Source organism: Pseudomonas sp. FG98 (assembly GCF_057808595.1).
The window spans coordinates 160738-177723 of record NZ_JBMDIJ010000006.1; the positions used below are offsets into that span (position 1 = coordinate 160738).

The following is a 16986-nucleotide window of genomic DNA, read 5'->3' on the forward strand; positions in this document are numbered from 1 at the left end:
CCGCCTATCCGACAGATAGAAGCAATATGATATCGTCGGCGCACTTAAAGGATTTCTATCAGCCCGCAAGGACCACGCCTCATGAAAGACTTCGTCATCAGCGTCAACAACATCGTTCTCTACATCGCCCTCGTCGTCATCTGGCTCGCCGGGCTGGGCACCATGTTCACCCTCAGCTTCATGCAAGGCCTGAGCGTTCTGGTGCTGGGCAGCATTACCTGGTGCATCATTTCGGGCTTCTGGTTCGTGCAGTCGGCGACCTATGAAGAGCTGCGCAAGCTCAACAGCAAGAACTGACCGCCTCGCCGTGGGCTTGCCCCACGGCCCCTCACCGCCGCCCCAGACGCTCCACCACGGCCAACATCCTCGGCCGCTGCTCCGCCCACTCTTCCCGGGTAATCCCCAGCAACACCACATCGATGCGCTCCCCATCCTTGAGAATGTTCCGGCGCCGCACGCCCTCGATGGAAAAACCGAATTTCCGGTGCATCTTCACTACTGCGGCATTGCTTTCCAGCACTTCGCAATTGAGCTTGTGCAACCCCGCCGTTTCGAAGGCGTGATCGAGCAGCCAGAACTCGACCAGGCTGCCAAGCCCTTGCCCTTGCAACGCCGGATCGAGGTAGAAGGCCCAGTCGGCAGTCTGGTGCGTGGTGTTGATGGCGTTGAGCGAAACGATGCCCGCCACGCGGTCGTCAAGGCAGACAACGAAGACGCTCTGGCGCTGATTGCCCACCAGTGAGGCAAGCCAGTTTTGATGTTCCTGTTCGGAGATCTCATGACTGCTGTACATGAAGCGCCGGACGTCAGCATGGTTGCGCAACTCGCGGACCCGCGCCTGCATGCTGGGATCGGTGTCGAGAATGTTGATGAAATGCATGGGGGCTCACCGACAGACGCTAGCGGGAAATGGAAACCATCATCTTACATCCAGAAACACCCAGCCCTTTGCCACCACCCTCCTCCATCTGCTTGCATGCCCTCCGCCAACACAAGGAGTGATGCGATGAAAACCATGGTAATCGGCGCCAGCAAGGGCCTGGGCCGGGCCCTGATGGAAGGACTAGGCAACAACGGCGACACCCTGATCGGCGTGTCCCGCAGCCGCCCGCATGATGTAAGGCCACTGCCCGGCGTCAGCCAGCAGTGGCTCGAAGCCGACCTCGGCAATCCCCTGAAAGCCGCCGAGCTGCTGACCCACTGCGCCGCCGAGAGCGGCCTCGACACCCTGATCTACAACCTCGGCATCTGGGAAGACGCCGCCTTCGACGCGCGCTACGACTTCCTCGCCGACAACGACGAGCAGTTGCAGCGCATCGTCGATTGCAACGTCACCGCCCCCATCCTGCTGATCAAGCACTTGCTGCCGATCCTGCTGAACAGCCCGCGCCCACGCATCATCCTCACCGGCTCGACCTCCGGCCTGCCCCAGAGCGGCCGCCCGGAAGTGACCTTCGGCGCCAGCAAGTTCGCCCTGCGCGGCATGGCCGATGCGCTGCGCGAGGGCTATCGCGAACGCAACCTGGGCGTGACCTGCCTGAACCTCGGCTACCTCAATACCGAAGACCCGTTGCACACCCCGCGCGAGCAGGCCGCCGCGCATGGCGACGGCGAGCTGATCCCGCTGCATGACGTGGTGCAGGTGGTGCGGATGGCGTTGAGCCTGTCAGCCGCGAGCTTCGTCAAGGAAATCACCCTGCCGGCAATCCGCGACCCGCGCTTCTGATGCGCGCATCTCGCGCAACTGCCGCTTCAACTCATGCACCGGCGGCGCATACAGGAAGCCGAACGACACGCTGTTGCGCCGCCCCTTCACCGCGTGGTGCATCAGGTGCGCCTGGTACAGCCGGCGCAGGTAGGGATGACGCGGTTTCGGCCGGCTCGGCCAGTGGCGATGGACGACACCGTCGTGGATCACCACATAGAGAATGCCGAACGCCGCCACCCCGGCGCCGACCCACTGCAACGGGTCGTGTCCGGCGTTGCCAAGCACGATCAGGGTGATCGCCACCAGGGCCAGGACCACCAGATAGACGTCGTTGGTTTCCAGCACGCCGAGGTGTGGCTCATGGTGCGAGCGGTGCAGGAACCAGCCCGGCCCGTGCATCACGTACTTGTGCGCAAGAAAGCCGACGCCCTCCATGGCGACCAGGGTGCAAAGGAAGATGGCGAAGTGGGCAAGCATGCGAAGCCGCTGTGAGATTCCGGAAAGTGGGCGTCAGATTAGGGGAAGTAGCGGGGAGAATCCATGACGGGATTGTCATGTGAGGATAGGCGGCAGTTCACTCTGGCTGCCGTAATGAGCTTGCTCGCGAAGCGCGGCATGCCGGGTTTTGGGACCGCCCTGCGGTCCTTCGCGAGCGAGCTCGCTCCCACAATGCCCCTCAGATCATGCCAGGCAAAACCCGCTTGACCTCAACCTAACTAGAGGTCTGAAACTCCCCCGCTCTTTCGTCCTGTGGAGTTTCGCCATGACCGCCCCGTTCCAGCTGTTCAACCCGGAAGGCCTCTACGACCCGAGCGCCAATGCCTATTCCCATATCGCCGAGGTCAAGGCCGGGACGCGCCTGATCTTCCTTGCCGGGCAAGGTGGCGAGGACCTGGGGGGCGCACTGTCACCGGTGTTCGCCGAACAGGCCCGGCAGGCTCTGGAGAACGTGAAGAGAGCCCTGGCCGCACGGGGCGCCGGGATCGGTGATGTGTTCAAGCTGACGCTGCTGATCGTCGATCACTCGCCGCAGCGGCTGCGGGATTGGGTAGCAGTGGCGGACGAGGTGTGGGGCGGACGGATGAAGCCGGCCTGCACCCTGATTCCGGTGCCAAGGCTGGCGCTGGAGGGGATGCTGGTGGAGGTGGAAGCGGTGGCGGTCGGGCTCTAGTTCTGCGGTGTAGCGGATGGCCTCATCGCCGGCAAGCCGGCTCCCACAGGTTCTGTGCATGCAGATCCTTGTGGGAGCTGGCTTGTCGGGGCGCCGAACCGCAGCGATGAGCATGGGTATCTACACATCTCTATCAGGAACAACACGGACCTTGTGGGAGCGGCTGTTAGCCGGAACGCCGGACCGCGCGATCGGCGGCGAAGCCGTCGTAAAACCTGAGTCCCAGACCTGCCTGACACACCGAGGGCACAGGTTTCATGGCCGCTTTGCGGCCAATCGCGGCTAACAGCCGCTCCCACAGGTACACGGCGACCTGTGGCTTTGTGGTTGATCTCAAGTTGTGTAGATACCCATGCAGCGATGAGGCCCGAAAGAACACCCTCACTCCCCAGGCCGCACGATCACCGTACAGGTCGTCCCCGCCGCCAACAGGTACCCCTCCGGTACTTCGTCGATATGGATCCGCACCGGCACCCGCTGGGCCAGGCGCACCCAGTTGAAGGTCGGATTCACATCGGCGATCAGCTCGCGACTCTCCGGGTTGTCGCGATCGTAGATACCACGGGAAATGCTCTCTACATGCCCCTGCAACACCTCGCCGCTCATCATCTGCAACTCGGCATGGTCGCCCACCCGCACATGGGGCAGCTTGGTCTCTTCGAAGAAGCCGTAGACCCAGAACGAATCACGGTCCACCACCGCCATCCTGGCCTCGCCGGTACGCGCGTAGTCGCCGCGATGCACGTTGAGGTTGGTGACGTAGCCATCGACCGTGGCGAGGATGGTGGTGCGCTTGAGGTCCAGTTGCGCCGCCGCCAGTTGCGCCTGGGCCTGCTGGTAGTCGGCCAGCGCCGAGTTGGCGATGTTGCTGGCGTCGTCGCGGTTTTCCTTGGAGATCACCAGGTTGTCCAGGTCGGCGCGGCGGCTGGCGTTGACCTTGCGCATTTCCCAGGTGGCCTTGCGCGAGGCCACCAGCGCCTCGGCCTGGCGCACGGCAATTTCATAGTGCTCGGGGTCGATGCGCAGCAGTACGTCGCCCTTCTTCACCAACTGGTTGTCCTTGACCGGCACGTCCACCACATACCCCGGCACATCGGCGGCGACGTTGATGATGTCGGCGCGGACCCGGCCGTCGCGGGTCCAGGGCGTGGTCATGTAGTTGATCCACAGCTGCCGGCCGATCGCCACGGCGGCGGCGAGCACGAGCAAGGTGGCGATCAGGCTGAAAAACTTCTTCATCGACGGGCTCTCAACGGTAGACGGTCAGCGCCATGGCGCCGAACAGGCAAAGAAACAGGCACAGGCGCAGCAAGGCCGGGTGCCAGAAAAAACGGTAGCCATCGACGCTGGCGATAAACCGGTCCAGCCCCCAGGCCAGGCCCGCGGCGAACAGGAACATCAGGGTCACGGTGGGCATGTACAGGCCATGGAAGGCGATTTCACGAAGCATGGGTTGCTCCTGGCTGCGGGCCGAGTTCGGCCAGCGGCGATCGAGGGTCGAGCAGGGAAGTACGGATGAAGTGCAGGTAGCTCTGCACCCGGCGCAGCGCCGAGGTGTCGAAGTGGCGGGCGAAGGGTTCGTCGGTGGCCTGCACGCGGCTGATCGCATGCTCCACCGCCACCAGGGCGCGCTCGTGGTTGCTCGCGGTGGGCTGCAGGAACAGCCGCGCCAGCGCCCGGCCCATGACCCGGATGGCCTGGCGCCACGGCTGGGACTCGGCATAAGACGGATGCACCGGGAGGATCGCCTGCTCCTTGCGCAGTTCGATGATGGCGTGACCGACTTCCAGCACCACGAACATCCAGCGCAGCAGGCGGCTTTGCACCAACGGCTGGCCGACGGCCAGGCCATAGGCCTGGTGCAGCAGGTCGCGGGTGCGGCTTTCGAAGCCCGAACCCAGCCCGCGCAGCCGTCCGCTGATGGCGAACAGCACCTGCTCGCGCAGGTCCTGCTCCAGGCGACTCCACAACCAGCGGCTGTTGGGCGGCAGGATGATCGCCCCGGCGGCGGCACACACCAGCATGCCGATGACCATGCCGATGTAGTCGTTGATGAAGGTGTACGGGTTGTAGACGGTCAGGTTGTTGGGCACCGAGCCGATGGCGAAGAACACCAGCAGGCCCAGGCCGTAGCCGGCATAGGCCGGGCGCGAGGCGAGGAAGGCCCCGAGCACGAACACCGGCGCCAGCACCAGGCAGAGCAGCGGGAAACCGTCGATCCAGGGGAACACGAAGAAGGTTTCGAAGAAGCCGACGAAGGCGCCGAACAAGGTGCCGCAAGCCATCTGGAACGACATGCGTTTGGGGTTGGGCGAGGCCGCCGAGAGGCCCACGGTGACCGTGGCGATCAGGGTCATCATGCCGCCGCTGGGCCAGTTGCTGAGCAGCCAGTAGCTGCCGAGCAACAGCAGCACTGCCGCCGCGCGCACCCCGGCCGCCGCCGAGACCACCCAGCTTGAATGCGCTACGTAGGGCTCGTCCCATTGCTCGCGCTCGTGGTTGTGCGCGGCCAGGGAGGCGTGGGTCTCGGCGTAGTTGTGCATATCGTCGACGAAGCGGTAGAGCAGCTCGTAGGCGGTGTGGAAATCCAGCAGGTCGGACTCGCTTGGCGCGGTTTCCTCGTAGATGGCGCGCAAGGCGCGGACCTGCGCCGGCAGGCCTTCCTTGTAGGCGGCCAGCTCCAGGGTCAGGCGCAGCGCATCGGCGGCGGTCAGGGCGCGGCCGACGTAGGGATCGAGCAATTCCGCCAGGGTCTTCAGCCCCGGCTCGATGGCGCTGACGATCTGCAACGGGCCACGCAGGCGCAAGCGTTCGAGCAACTGATGCAGGGCGTTGTAGCGCGTGGTGATGGCCATGAACTCGCTGTTCATGCGCATCAGCCGGCCGCTGCGCCGACGCATGTGCGGGTCTTCGAAGGTGGTGACGCTGCGCAGGCTCTCCAGCCCCACCGCCTCGGCGATAAAGCGCACGTTGCTGCTCTCCAGGCGATCACGCTGGCTGTCACCGCGCAGGCCTTCCACCACCACCCCTGCAAACACGCCGAAGCGCTGGTACAGGGCGTTGCGCATCGCCGCACTGGCCGACTGCGGCAGGATCGCGGCGCTGACCAGGGTCGAGACGAAGATCCCCAGACCGATTTCCAGCACCCGCCATACCGCCGCCATGAAGGCCTGCTGCGGCTGGTCGAGAATCGGCAAGCCGATCATCGCCGCCGTGTAGCCGGCCAGCACGAAACCATAGGCGCGGAAGGTGCGGTAGCGCATGGCCCCGGCCGAACACAAGCCGACCCACAGTGCCAGGCTGGGCAGGAACAACTCGGTGTTCTGCGGAAAGATGGCGATCAGCGCGACCATCATCGCCGAGCCGGCCAACGTCCCGAGCACCCGGTAGAAGCTCTTGGCGAACACATGCCCGCTCTGCGGCTGCATGACGATGAACACGGTGATCATCGCCGTGCGCGGCTGCGGCAGTTCCAGGCGCATGGCCAGCCACAGGGTGGCGAAGGCGGCGACCAGTACCTTGAAGATGTACACCCAGGTCACGCCGTCGGTGCACGCCCACTCGAGAAAGCCGCGGCGCCACTCCAGGGAGGCGAGCCAGCGGAACGGCAAAGCCAGTGCGTTCATTGGGCGTGGCCGGGTTGGTCGAAGATTGCCAGGGTACGAGGGGTCTTGGGTGCGTCCTGGCGCTCGGCGTCAGGCACGTCGGCGCCGGCACCGAGGCCGCCGCCGAGAGCAGTGACCAGCCCTGCATGGGCGCTCAGGCGCGCGGCCTGGACCTGCTGCTCGATCATCTGCTGCTTGAACAGCAGGGTCTGCGCATTGAGCACGTTGAGGTAGTCGGTGAGGCCGCGCTGGAAAGCGATCATGGCGATGTCGTAGGTCTTCTGCGCCGAGGCCACGGATTCGGCAGCGAAGTGCGCCTGCTCCTTCATCGACTCGCGGCGGATCAACTGGTCGGAGATGCCCTTGAGCGCCTCGACCACGGTCTGGTTGTAGCGCGCCACGGCGATGTCGTAACCAGCCGAAGCGACGCCCAGCTCGGAGCGCAGACGCCCGCCATCGAAGATTGGCAGGCTGATGGCCGGGCCGACGTTGTAGTTGAATTTGCGCCCGGTCAGAAACTCCAGCGGGCCGCCGCCGGTGGCCATGAAGCCGAGACCGCCGACCAGGTCGACATTGGGGAAGAAGCCGGCATGGGCGACGTCGATGCCGCGAGCCTGGGCCGCGACCTGCCAGCGGCTGGCGACCACATCCGGACGCTGGCCGACCAGCTCGGCCGGCAGCGCCGATGGCAGTTTCAGCGGCGCTGCCAGGGACAGTCGCGGACGCTGGATCTGCGCGCCCTCCCCCGGGCCCTTGCCGGCCAGCGCCGCCAGCTGGTTGCGCGCCAGGGCGATCTCTTCATTGAGGGCGTCGAGCTGGCGATGGGTCTCCGGCAGCGGAGTCTGTGCCTGGCTGACTTCGAAATGGGTACCGATGCCGCCGGCCAGGCGTCGTTCGGCCAGGGCGAGGATCTGCTCCTGCTGGGCCAGTTCGGCCTTGACCACATCGCGCTGGGCGAAATGCAGCGACAGCTGGATATACACCCGCACCAGGTTGTTCTGCAGTTCGAGCTGGGCCTGGCGGGCCTGGGCCACGCTCATATGGGCCAGGTCCACCGCCTGTTCGCTGGCGTTCTCCTCGCGGCCCCAGAGGTCGAGGGCGTAGCGGAAGCCAAGGGCGGCGTTGTTATCCCAGGTGTTCGCGCCGGACAGCGCGCCGGGACCGTAAAACTGGTCTTCCGGCCAGTTGTGGCGCTTGAGGGTCGCCTCGCCATTGACCTGGAGCTTCTCGGCCGACTCGACCACCCCGGCCATGGCCCTGGCCTCGCGCACCCGCGCTGCGGCCATGGCCAGGCTCGGGCTGCCACTCAGGGCCAGTTGCATCCAGCGGTCCAGTTGCGGGTCGCCATAGGCGCGCCACCACTGTTGTTCGGGCCAGTGCGCGTCGCGGGCGGCTTCGGCGATCGCCGCGTCGGTTGTCAGGGTGTTGGCTTGCAGCGTCTTGCTTTGCGGGGCGATGCCCCAGGTTCCGATACAGCCGCTCAAGGTGAAGCAAAAGGCACAGACACTGAGCGCATTCAACGCTCTGATGATGCGACGCGGCACTGCTGCAAATTCCCGACGTAGGTGGATGAAGCCAAGAAAGCGCAATTCTATGAGCGTGCCGTGATGGCGATAAGCGTGCATTCCTGCGAATCTTTGTTACCGATTCAGCGATAATCCGGCTTTAGTCTGACGACCCAGGCTGTTACTTCATGTCACAATTCTGTCGTCTTCCTTGAGAGCGCCCCATGGACACCCTGCAAAACATGCGTGCTTTCAGCTGCGTCGCCCAGGTCGGCAGCTTTACCGCCGCCGCCGTGCAGCTGGATACGACCACCGCGAACGTCTCGCGGGCGGTTTCCAATCTTGAAGCACACCTGCAAACCCGCCTGCTCAACCGCACCACCCGGCGCATCGCCCTGACCGAAGCCGGCAAACGCTACCTGATGCGCTGCGAGCAGATCCTCACCTACGTCGAGGAAGCCGAGGCCGAAGCCAGCGACGCCCACGCCCGGCCGGCCGGGCAACTGAAAGTGCACTCGATGACCGGGGTCGGCCAGCACTTCGTCATCGACGCCATTGCCCGTTATCGCCAGACCCATCCGGACGTAACCTTCGACCTGACCATGGCCAACCGCGTGCCGGACCTGCTGGACGAGGGCTACGACATCTCCATCGTGCTGGCCAGCGAACTGCCGGACTCCGGCTTCGTCTCCCAGCGCCTGGGCATTACCTACAGCATCGTCTGCGCCTCGCCCGAATACGTGGCCGAGCACGGCGTCGCGCAAAAACCGTCGGACCTGCTCAAGCACGCCTGCCTGCGCATGGTCAGCCCGGTGATCCCGCTGGAGAAATGGCTGTTCGACGGCCCGGAAGGCCAGGAAGTGGTGAACATCACCCAGGCGCCGTTCCAGGTGAACTCGGCGGATGCGATGAAAGCAGCGATCCGCAGCGGCATGGGGGTCGGCGTGCTGCCGATCTACTCGGCCATCGACGGCCTGCGCGACGGCACCCTGGTGCGGGTGATGCCCGAGTACCGCTTGCAGGAGTTGAACCTGTACGCGATCTACCCGTCGCGGCAGTACCTCGACGCCAAGATCAAGACCTGGGTCGAGTACCTGCGTAACTCCCTGCCGGAAATCCTCGCCGCCCACGAGGCCGACCTGAAGACCCACGAGTTGCGCATCGCCCACTAAATCTTTGTGCCGGGCGTGGCGGGAATGATAGGTTGCTACCCATTCTCCCCCGCCCCGCAGAGATTTCGCCGATGAAAAAGACGGTACTGGCCTTCAGCCGCATCACCCCGCCCATGGCCGAGCGCCTGCAGCAAGACTTCAACGTCATCATTCCCGATCCGAAGAATGGTGACATCGCAGCCCAGTTCGACGAAGCCCTGCCCGAAGCCCACGGCCTGATCGGTGCCGGGCGCAAGCTGGGTGAAGCGCAACTGCACGGCGCGCTGAAGCTGGAAGTGGTGTCCAGCGTTTCGGTGGGCTACGACAACTACGACGTGGCCTACCTGACCCAACGCGGCATCGCCCTGACCAACACCCCCGACGTGCTCACCGAAAGCACCGCCGACCTCGGCTTCAGCCTGATCATGAGCAGCGCCCGGCGCATCGCCGAGCTGGATGCCTGGACCAAGGCTGGCAACTGGAAGGCCACCGTAGCGCCGTCGCACTTCGGTTCCGACGTGCACGGCAAGACCCTGGGCATCGTCGGCCTCGGCAATATCGGCGCAGCAGTGGCCCGGCGCGGGCGCTTCGGCTTCAACATGCCGATTCTCTACAGCGGCAACAGCCGCAAGGCCGAACTGGAGCAGGAACTGGGCGCGCGCTACGTGAGCCTGGAGCAGTTGCTGGCCGAAGCCGATTTCGTCTGCCTGGTGGTGCCACTGAGCGCCCACACCAAGCACCTGATCGGCGCCGAGCAACTCAAGCAGATGAAGCGCAGTGCGTTCCTGATCAACATCTCTCGCGGTCCGGTGGTGGACGAAGCGGCGCTGGTGGAGGCTCTGCAGAACGGCACCATCCGCGGCGCAGGGCTGGACGTGTACGAGAAGGAGCCACTGAGCGAATCGCCGCTGTTCGCCCTGAGCAATGCGGTGACCTTGCCGCATATCGGTTCGGCCACGGCCGAGACCCGCGAGGCCATGGCCAACCGGGCGATCGACAACCTGCGTGCGGCACTGCTGGGTGAGCGGCCGCAGGATCTGGTGAATCCGCAAGTGTGGAAGTGATTCGCCTTGGGTAACGAGGTACCGGCCACTCGATAACGGCGTCGAGCGGCCGGCCTGGTGGAAGCATGGGTATCTACACATCGTTAGCCGGGTGTAGCACGGACTTTGTGGGAGCGGCTGTTAGCCGCGATCGACGGCGAAGCCGTCGCAAAACCTCAGTCCCAAGTCTTTCTGACACAACGAGAACACCGGTTTATGGCCGCTTCGCGCCCAATCGCGGCTAACAGCCGCTCCCACAGGTCCGCGTTGTGCCTGGTAGATACCTATGCTGATGGAAGCGCTCAGTTGCCCGGCGCGAGTTTCTTGTCAGCGTACTTCAAGCGCTTGACCTCGTCGGGTGTCCAACTGCCAGTGGCCTTGGTCGGATTGATCATGAAGACGCTCCCGGGCTTTTCCGGACAATTCACCGACACCGAACACTTGCCGGCGGACAGCGCCATGGGCTCGATCAGCCAGCACGCCTTGTTGCCATGCACGGCGGAAGCTTGCCAGGCCTCCTTGCACTTGGCGTCGCTCTTGTCGAGCGAGCGTATCGACATCATGTCGGGATCGCTCTCCAATTGATCCATCGCCCCCTGCCAGGCATGGGACGACAGGGGGGTGTCCTCCTGACCAGATTGGCGTCACTACGTTTGCCCTTGAAGCATAGTGAGCCGCCACGCCCCCAGTACCTTGAATATCGACTAGTACTTTGTGATGGCTGGCGCCGCCTCGGCATTCACTGCCTTCACCCGCGGCTTCCTGAACACCAGCACATTCCCCATCATCACCAGCGCCAACCCGGCCAGCGCCGGCGGCGTCCACTGGTAGCCCTCCATCACCGCCGAGACGTTCAGCGCTACCAGCGGGAACAGCACGGTGCAATAGGCCGCCCGCTCCGGCCCCATGCGCCCGACCAGGGTCAGGTAGGCGGTGAAGGCGATCACCGAGCCCGGCACCGCCAGGTACAGCAGCGAGCCGACGTACTGCCCGCTCCAGTCCATGCCGAACGGCACGCCGCTGACCAGGCAATACAGCCCGAGCATGCTCGCGCCGTAGAGCATGCCCCAGGCATTGGTGGTCATCGGCCGCAACCCGGCTTTCTGCTGCACGCTGGAGAGCATGTTGCCGGCAGAGAAGCACAGGGTGCCGGCCAGCCCCAGGCCAAGGCCCATCAAGGTTTCGTGGCTGGCACCCTGCCCGGCCAGTTCCGGCCAGAACAGCAGCCCCAAACCGCTCAGGCCCAGCGCCCCGCCAAGCAGCACATTGGCGGCGATCTTCTGGCCGAAGAAAATCCGCGCATTCAGCGCGTTCCACAGGGTTGCAGTGGAGAACACCACGGCGATCAGCCCGGTGGTCACCCACTGGCTGGCGGTGAGGAAGCACATGAAGTTCAGGCAGAACAGGCACAGGCCCTGGGCCACGCAGACCAGATGCCCGCGCCGGTTCATCGGTTGCAGCTTGCGGCTGATCAGGAGGAAGGCAAACAGCACCAGCGCTGCCAGGGCGAAGCGATAGACGATCGACACCGGGATGGCGACCACGCCGAGTTGCAGTTTCAGGGCGATCCAGGTGGTGCCCCAGATCAGGACGGTGAGCAGGTACAGCGACAGGTTCATGGCAAAGCCTCCCAGGTTGGCTTGCAGTCTCGCCCCTCGTCCGTCGCCCGCGCTTGCATAAACCTGCGCTTTTCTCGTCGGCCCCGGTGTAAGACCTGTCCTACGGGCGTAGGATGGCCTCGGAGGTAGCCACCATGACCGCGCTCGACCAACTGCAGGTGTTCAAATCCCTGAACGATTCGCCCCACGCTCGCCTGGAACACAGCGCGCAGCTCGGCGAAGGCCTGGCCGCGGCCCTGTGGAGCAACCGCCATGATGCCCGCGACTACGAGGCGCCCAGCCATCACACGCTGTCCTGCTACATCGCCGACGGCACCGGCACCTACCGCCGCGAGCGCCCGGACAACAAGGGCGCCCCGGACAAGCTCTGCGTGATCCCGGCGGGCAGCCCGTCGCACTGGATCATCAACGGCAGCATCCGCCTGGCCCATGTGTATATCAGCCAGGAGCAGTTCGCCCTCGGCTGCGTCAGCCTGCTCGACCGTGAACCGCGGGAGATGCAGTTGCGCGAAGCGACCTTCATCGACGACCCGCAGCAGACCCGGCGCTTTCGCCAGTTGATCGCGCTCAACTGGGATGAACCGGGCGAGCGCCTGCTGACCGGCAGCCTGGCCCATGAAATCCTCAGCCACGCGATTCTCAGCGAAGTGGGCATGCGCGACGGGCTGCGCTTGAAGGGCGGCCTGGCGAGCTGGCAACGTCGGCAACTGACCGACTACATCGACGCGCACCTCGATCAGCCGCTGGGGGTGGGCGAGCTGGCGGGGTTGTGCAATCTCTCCGAATACCATTTCGCCCGGATGTTCCGCGAAAGCTTCGGCCTGCCGCCGCACCAGTACGTGCTGGCGCGGCGACTGGCCAAGGCCCGGCAATTGCTGCGCGGCGGCGACCTGCCGCTGGGCGAGGTGGCGCTGGCTTGCGGGTTTGCCAGTGCCAGTCATTTCAGCAACAGGTTCCGCCAGGTGGTGGGGGCTACTCCAGGGGCGTATCGGCTGGCACTTCGCGGTTGATCTTCAGGGCCTCATCGCCGGCAATCGGATCGCCGCCCGGCCGGCTCCCACAGGTCCAGCGGTGCACGGAACCTTGTGGGAGCCGGCGTTGCCGGCGATGAGGCCCGAAAGGTCACCACAGATAATCAGAACTCCAGCGTGCTCGACAAACTCACCTGCCGCGAATCGCCGATCGCCACGAAGTAGCGGTTCACCGCCGAGGTGTAGTAGGTCTTGTCGAACAGGTTCTTGACGTTCAACTGGAAGCGCACCTTGTGCTCGTCCAGCTTGGTCTCGTAGCTGGCGAAGGCATCGGCCACGGTGTACGACGGCAGGTCGAAGTCGTTGACCGGGTTGCCCGCCCGCTCGCCGACATAGCGCGCCCCGGCGCCCATGCGCAGGCGGTCGCCGCCCAGCACGCTGCCGAAGTCATACACCGCCGACAACGAGCCGCTGTGCTTGGCGACGTTCTGCAGGCGGTTGCCCTTGTAGTCCGGGTCCTTGGTCACTTCCGCGTCGGTGAAGGCGTAGCTGCCCATCAGGCTCCAGCGCTCGCTGAGCTGGCCGCTGACGTCCACTTCCAGGCCACGGGACTTCACCTCGCCCGCTGCGCTGTACACCGTGTCACCGGTGCTGGTGTCGAAGTTGGAGACCAGCACGTTGCGCTTGGTGATATCGAACAGCGCGACGGTGGCGCTGACGGACTCCGGCAGGTCGAGCTTGGCGCCGATTTCCCAGGACTTGCCTTCCTCCGGCGCAATTGCCGAGTCGAGCACCAGGCCGCCGGTCAGCGGGGCGATGCTGGAGTTGGGCTTGAACGACTCGCTGTAGCTGCCGTACAGCGACAGCGTGTCGTCGACCTTGTAGACCACACCGGCATGGGGCACCCAGGCCTGGTCCTTGTTGTCGGTGTTGGCGGTGAACGGGCGGCCGCGACCGGCGTACTGGTCATAGGTCTGCCAGCGCGCGCCAGCCACCAGGATCCAGTGATCGTCGAGGTGCAGCGAGTCCTGGAAGAACAGCGAGTCGTTGCGCAGCTTGTCGGTCTGGTCACTGTCGCTGGCACGCACGGTGCTGCCCTCGACCTCGCGGCCATACACCGGATTGATGTAGCTGAAGGTGCTGCGGCTGGTCTGGCGGATCAGGTCGGCGCGGTAGATCTTGCGGTACTCGCTGTCGATGCCGAACAGCAGGTCGTTCTGCAGGCCGGCGATCTGCACCTTGCCGTCGAAGCTGAGGGTGGCGAAGCGGTCGGTGCTCAGCGAGCCGTGGGTGCCGTCGATGCTGCGGGTCAGGGTGCCGTTGGTGGCGTTGACGCCGGTCACCCGCACCTGGCTGGCATCGTAGGTTTCGCGGTTCCAGCTGTAGCCGAAGTGGGCCTTCCAGTCATCGGAAAACTGGTGGTCGACCTCGACGCGATACAGGTCCGAGCGCCCTTCCATATCGTTGAACGGCTCGTCGAGGCGGCGCTCGGCGGGGATGTTCAGCGGGCGATTGGTGCGCGGGTCGATGGCGGTGCCGCGGTCGAACGGGTAGACGAACTCGCGGTGCTCGTAGGCCAGTTGCACCTGGGTGTTCTCGCCATACCAGGCCAGCGATGGCGCCACCAGGGATTCGCGGTGCACGCCGTAGTTGCGCCAGTAGTCCTCGTCCTCGTGATCGACCACCAGGCGGTAGGCCAGCCCGCTGTCGCCCAGTGCACCGGTGCTGTCGAGGCCGCCGCCGCTGCCGTTCTTGCCTTCGCCGTAGGTCGAGCCGCGCAGGTTGAGGGCGTTGTAGCTCTGCAACTGCGGGCGCTTGCTGACCACGTTGATCACCCCGCCCGGGTCCTGGATGCCGTACAGCAGCGAGGCCGGGCCCTTGAGCACTTCGACCCGCTCGGTGGTGGCGTTGAGGCTGCGGCCCTGCACGATGGGCATGCCGTCGCGCATGATCGAACCGTCGCGGTTATCGCCGAAGCCGCGCTTCATCACGGTATCGGAAGTGCCGCCGAAGTTGTTGCCCTGGGTGATGCCGCTGACGTTGTACAGGGCGTCGTCGAGGTTGCGCGGGGTCTGGTCCTTGAGCACCTGCTCGGGCACCACGTTGATCGCCTGGGGAATCTCCATGCTCGACGCCGAGCCGCGCATGATCGAGGTGCTTTCCGGCTGGCGATAGCTGCCGATGCCGTCGGCCTGGGAGGTGATGCTGGTGGCTTGCAGGGTGAGCGGAGCGCCGTCCTGGGGCAGCGGCTCGACGGTCAGGGTGCGGGCATTGACCCGGCGGTAGCCAAAGCCGGAATTCTGCAACAGGCGCTGCAGGGCCTGCTCGGCACTCAGGCGGCCGTTCAGCGCCGGGGCTTGCAGGGCTGGCAACTCGGCGGTGTAGACCACGCCGAGGCCGGTGATCCGGCTGAAATCGGCCAGCGCCTGGGGCAGCGGTTTGCCCGGCAGGTCGAACTGATACACCTGCTCGACCTGCTCCGCGGCAAATGCCGGAACCACGCCGACCACCATCAGACCCGCCGCCAAACCGAGAGAAACACCGTGAACCGCCGACCTTGCCTTCATGCCGATGAACCTGTGAGAGAACCGTCTTGTATGCGAATAAATCGCACTTCCACTCACTACACGGATGGGCTGGCGGGATACCTCACGTCCTTTTGAAAATATTTTTCAGCGCAGCAGGGTGACCCGCCCGAGCAGGGTGTGGCGTTGGAACCCGGCCACCGCGCCGAGGGCATCCAGGGCCGCCAGCGGATCGTTGCCGGGGAAGCTGCCGCTGACCTTGCGCGCGCCGAGCTCGCGGTCGAGCAGGATGATGCGGCCGGGGTAATAGCGGGCCAGGTCGTCCACCACCTGGCTCAGCGGCAACTGGTAGTAGTTCAGCCAGCCCTGGCGCCAGGCCAGGCGGTTTTCGCTGTCCACGGCGTGTACCGCGCTGGCATGGCCGTCGTGGTAGTCGACCTGCTGGTTGGCGGTGAGTATCTGCTGGGTTTCGCCTTCGGCGGCCGTGACTCCGACCCGCCCCGACAGCACCGTGACCTCCGCCCCACCCGTCTGCTGGCGCACCTCGAAGCGGGTGCCGAGCACCTCGGTGCGCCCGCCTTCGGCTTCGACGATAAAGGGTTCGCCGGTATGGGCGACCTCGAAGAATACCGCGCCACGGTGCAACTGGATACGCCGCTGGCCCTGGTTGAAATCGACGCTGATGGCGGTATCGGCATCCAGCACCAGATGCGAGTTATCGGCCAGGGTCACCTCGCGGATCTGCCCGACCGGCGCCACATAGTCGGCACCGAAATCCCGCAGCCAGTCGGCCGGATGCCAGCCGGCACCGATACCCAGCATCAGCACCACGGACGCCGCCACGGCGAGACCACCGAGCTTGCGCCATGGCGCGGCCGCAGGACGGTCCATGGCCCGCAACAGGGCTTGCAGCGCCTCGTCCTCTTCCGCCGCCAGGCGCGCTGCTGGCGCCTCGCTGAGCTGCCACAACGCCTGGGCCTCGCGATAGGCCTGCCCGTGGGCCGGGTCGCTGAGCAACCAGCGCTTGAACGCCGCACCCTCGGCCAATTGTGGCTGGCCATTGATCCGGGCCAGCCAGTCGAGGGCGGTCTGCTGTTGTTCGGCGGTGATAGAGGCGTTCATCGCGGCGCGCTTCCTGGCTTGCGGGGCTGCTCGGGCGCGGTAGCGATACTCGCCTTGCAGGCCTCGAGGGCGCGCATCATATGTTTTTCCACCGCGCTTTGCGAAAGCCCCATGACCTTGGCGATGTCGCCATAGGTGCGGCCATGGATGCGGTTGAGCAGGAAGATCTGCCGGGTGCGCTCGGGCAGCTCGCGCAGCGCCGCCTCGATCCGGCGCAGGTCGCTGCTGGCTTCCAGGGCGGCTTGCGGCTCGCTTTCCTGGGGCAGTTCGAGGGGCTCGGGCAGGTTGTCGTTGACCCGCTCGCGGGCGCCCTCGCTGCGCAGGTGATCGATGGCGATATTGCCGGCGCAGCGCATCAGGTAGCTGTCCAGCGCCTCGATCTCCACCTGCGGTTTGCGCCAGAAACGCAGGAACAGCTCCTGCACCAGGTCGGCCGCCGTGGCCCGGCAGCCGACACGCCGGTTCACCAGGTTTTCCATGCGCCCGCGCTGGGCCAGGAACACCTGGAGAAAGCGCGCCCGGGCCGGGGCGTCGTGGGGTGGCAGGTCGAGGGGTTCGCTCATCGC

Annotated in this window: 17 protein-coding genes; 6 read left to right on the forward strand and 11 right to left on the reverse strand. The window is 65.2% G+C overall.

Annotated elements, in window-relative coordinates; translation table 11 throughout:
• Nucleotides 1-81: 81 nt before the first annotated feature.
• On the forward strand, nt 82-297 hold the full coding sequence (locus tag ACODSK_RS06880; protein WP_489014825.1) for a hypothetical protein: 216 nt from the start codon (nt 82-84) through the stop codon (nt 295-297).
• 31 nt (nt 298-328) lie between these two features.
• On the opposite strand, the gene pseH is transcribed toward ACODSK_RS06880, so the two are convergent.
• Nucleotides 329-880, reverse strand: coding sequence for a UDP-4-amino-4,6-dideoxy-N-acetyl-beta-L-altrosamine N-acetyltransferase (gene pseH, locus ACODSK_RS06885; RefSeq protein WP_489014827.1), 552 nt, complete (start codon nt 878-880; stop codon nt 329-331).
• 126 nt (nt 881-1006) lie between these two features.
• On the opposite strand from pseH, the gene ACODSK_RS06890 reads away from it, so the two are divergent.
• On the forward strand, nt 1007-1726 hold the full coding sequence (locus ACODSK_RS06890) for an SDR family NAD(P)-dependent oxidoreductase (protein WP_489014828.1): 720 nt from the start codon (nt 1007-1009) through the stop codon (nt 1724-1726).
• Here ACODSK_RS06890 and ACODSK_RS06895 read toward each other — a convergent pair.
• Complete coding sequence (locus ACODSK_RS06895) at nt 1667-2185, reverse strand: sterol desaturase family protein (protein ID WP_489014830.1); 519 nt, start codon at nt 2183-2185, stop codon at nt 1667-1669. The genes ACODSK_RS06890 and ACODSK_RS06895 overlap by 60 nt on opposite strands.
• A gap of 286 nt (nt 2186-2471) precedes the next feature.
• Here ACODSK_RS06895 and ACODSK_RS06900 point away from each other — a divergent pair, with 286 nt between their 5' ends.
• On the forward strand, nt 2472-2879 hold the full coding sequence (locus ACODSK_RS06900) for a RidA family protein (protein ID WP_489014832.1): 408 nt from the start codon (nt 2472-2474) through the stop codon (nt 2877-2879).
• 381 nt (nt 2880-3260) lie between these two features.
• Here the strand turns inward: ACODSK_RS06900 and ACODSK_RS06905 are convergent, their stop codons facing one another.
• The 4 genes from ACODSK_RS06905 to ACODSK_RS06920 are packed head-to-tail and all read right to left on the reverse strand — an operon-like array spanning nt 3261 to nt 8028.
• Nucleotides 3261-4118 (reverse strand): efflux RND transporter periplasmic adaptor subunit, encoded by an 858-nt coding sequence (locus ACODSK_RS06905; RefSeq protein ID WP_489014834.1) that lies wholly within the window; start codon nt 4116-4118, stop codon nt 3261-3263.
• A 10-nt stretch (nt 4119-4128) separates the two neighbouring features.
• On the reverse strand, nt 4129-4329 hold the full coding sequence (locus ACODSK_RS06910) for a DUF1656 domain-containing protein (protein ID WP_064302741.1): 201 nt from the start codon (nt 4327-4329) through the stop codon (nt 4129-4131).
• Nucleotides 4319-6505 (reverse strand): FUSC family protein, encoded by a 2187-nt coding sequence (locus ACODSK_RS06915; RefSeq protein ID WP_489014836.1) that lies wholly within the window; start codon nt 6503-6505, stop codon nt 4319-4321. Before ACODSK_RS06915 ends, ACODSK_RS06910 begins: the two co-directional genes overlap by 11 nt.
• Nucleotides 6502-8028, reverse strand: a complete 1527-nt coding sequence (locus ACODSK_RS06920; RefSeq protein ID WP_489014837.1) for an efflux transporter outer membrane subunit — start codon at nt 8026-8028, stop codon at nt 6502-6504. The genes ACODSK_RS06915 and ACODSK_RS06920 overlap by 4 nt, the downstream gene beginning before the upstream one ends.
• A 185-nt stretch (nt 8029-8213) precedes the next feature.
• Between ACODSK_RS06920 and ACODSK_RS06925 the strand changes: the two genes are divergently transcribed.
• Together ACODSK_RS06925 and ACODSK_RS06930 are read left to right on the forward strand one after the other, a co-directional pair.
• Complete coding sequence (locus tag ACODSK_RS06925) at nt 8214-9161, forward strand: LysR family transcriptional regulator (RefSeq protein WP_489014839.1); 948 nt, start codon at nt 8214-8216, stop codon at nt 9159-9161.
• Nucleotides 9162-9232: 71 nt separating this feature from the next.
• The gene (locus tag ACODSK_RS06930) at nt 9233-10204 is read left to right on the forward strand and encodes a 2-hydroxyacid dehydrogenase (protein WP_489014841.1); all 972 of its coding nucleotides are present in this window, start codon (nt 9233-9235) and stop codon (nt 10202-10204) included.
• A gap of 281 nt (nt 10205-10485) precedes the next feature.
• Here ACODSK_RS06930 and ACODSK_RS06935 read toward each other — a convergent pair whose 3' ends face one another.
• Together ACODSK_RS06935 and ACODSK_RS06940 are read right to left on the reverse strand one after the other, a co-directional pair.
• The gene (locus ACODSK_RS06935) at nt 10486-10746 is read right to left on the reverse strand and encodes a hypothetical protein (RefSeq protein WP_489014842.1); all 261 of its coding nucleotides are present in this window, start codon (nt 10744-10746) and stop codon (nt 10486-10488) included.
• A 141-nt stretch (nt 10747-10887) separates the two neighbouring features.
• Nucleotides 10888-11802, reverse strand: a complete 915-nt coding sequence (locus ACODSK_RS06940; RefSeq protein WP_489014844.1) for a DMT family transporter — start codon at nt 11800-11802, stop codon at nt 10888-10890.
• A 134-nt stretch (nt 11803-11936) separates the two neighbouring features.
• Between ACODSK_RS06940 and ACODSK_RS06945 the strand changes: the two genes are divergently transcribed.
• Nucleotides 11937-12812, forward strand: coding sequence for a helix-turn-helix domain-containing protein (locus ACODSK_RS06945; protein ID WP_489014846.1), 876 nt, complete (start codon nt 11937-11939; stop codon nt 12810-12812).
• A gap of 125 nt (nt 12813-12937) precedes the next feature.
• On the opposite strand, the gene ACODSK_RS06950 is transcribed toward ACODSK_RS06945, so the two are convergent.
• From ACODSK_RS06950 to ACODSK_RS06960, 3 genes are all read right to left on the reverse strand, one after another.
• Nucleotides 12938-15340 (reverse strand): TonB-dependent siderophore receptor, encoded by a 2403-nt coding sequence (locus ACODSK_RS06950; protein ID WP_489014848.1) that lies wholly within the window; start codon nt 15338-15340, stop codon nt 12938-12940.
• Nucleotides 15341-15445: 105 nt separating this feature from the next.
• Nucleotides 15446-16420, reverse strand: a complete 975-nt coding sequence (locus ACODSK_RS06955) for a FecR family protein (protein WP_489014849.1) — start codon at nt 16418-16420, stop codon at nt 15446-15448.
• Complete coding sequence (locus tag ACODSK_RS06960; RefSeq protein WP_489014850.1) at nt 16417-16983, reverse strand: RNA polymerase sigma factor; 567 nt, start codon at nt 16981-16983, stop codon at nt 16417-16419. Before ACODSK_RS06960 ends, ACODSK_RS06955 begins: the two co-directional genes overlap by 4 nt.
• Nucleotides 16984-16986: the final 3 nt, after the last annotated feature.

Coding starts and splice junctions, on each gene's coding strand:
- ACODSK_RS06940 (WP_489014844.1), bottom strand. CDS start 11,802: ATGAACCTGTCGCTGTACCTGCTCACCGTCCTGATCTGGGGCACCACC.
- ACODSK_RS06925 (WP_489014839.1), top strand. CDS start 8,214: ATGGACACCCTGCAAAACATGCGTGCTTTCAGCTGCGTCGCCCAGGTC.
- ACODSK_RS06890 (WP_489014828.1), top strand. CDS start 1,007: ATGAAAACCATGGTAATCGGCGCCAGCAAGGGCCTGGGCCGGGCCCTG.
- ACODSK_RS06950 (WP_489014848.1), bottom strand. CDS start 15,340: ATGAAGGCAAGGTCGGCGGTTCACGGTGTTTCTCTCGGTTTGGCGGCG.
- ACODSK_RS06915 (WP_489014836.1), bottom strand. CDS start 6,505: ATGAACGCACTGGCTTTGCCGTTCCGCTGGCTCGCCTCCCTGGAGTGG.
- ACODSK_RS06935 (WP_489014842.1), bottom strand. CDS start 10,746: ATGATGTCGATACGCTCGCTCGACAAGAGCGACGCCAAGTGCAAGGAG.
- ACODSK_RS06880 (WP_489014825.1), top strand. CDS start 82: ATGAAAGACTTCGTCATCAGCGTCAACAACATCGTTCTCTACATCGCC.
- ACODSK_RS06895 (WP_489014830.1), bottom strand. CDS start 2,185: ATGCTTGCCCACTTCGCCATCTTCCTTTGCACCCTGGTCGCCATGGAG.
- ACODSK_RS06955 (WP_489014849.1), bottom strand. CDS start 16,420: ATGAACGCCTCTATCACCGCCGAACAACAGCAGACCGCCCTCGACTGG.
- ACODSK_RS06960 (WP_489014850.1), bottom strand. CDS start 16,983: ATGAGCGAACCCCTCGACCTGCCACCCCACGACGCCCCGGCCCGGGCG.
- ACODSK_RS06930 (WP_489014841.1), top strand. CDS start 9,233: ATGAAAAAGACGGTACTGGCCTTCAGCCGCATCACCCCGCCCATGGCC.
- ACODSK_RS06900 (WP_489014832.1), top strand. CDS start 2,472: ATGACCGCCCCGTTCCAGCTGTTCAACCCGGAAGGCCTCTACGACCCG.
- ACODSK_RS06945 (WP_489014846.1), top strand. CDS start 11,937: ATGACCGCGCTCGACCAACTGCAGGTGTTCAAATCCCTGAACGATTCG.
- ACODSK_RS06905 (WP_489014834.1), bottom strand. CDS start 4,118: ATGAAGAAGTTTTTCAGCCTGATCGCCACCTTGCTCGTGCTCGCCGCC.
- pseH (WP_489014827.1), bottom strand. CDS start 880: ATGCATTTCATCAACATTCTCGACACCGATCCCAGCATGCAGGCGCGG.
- ACODSK_RS06910 (WP_064302741.1), bottom strand. CDS start 4,329: ATGCTTCGTGAAATCGCCTTCCATGGCCTGTACATGCCCACCGTGACC.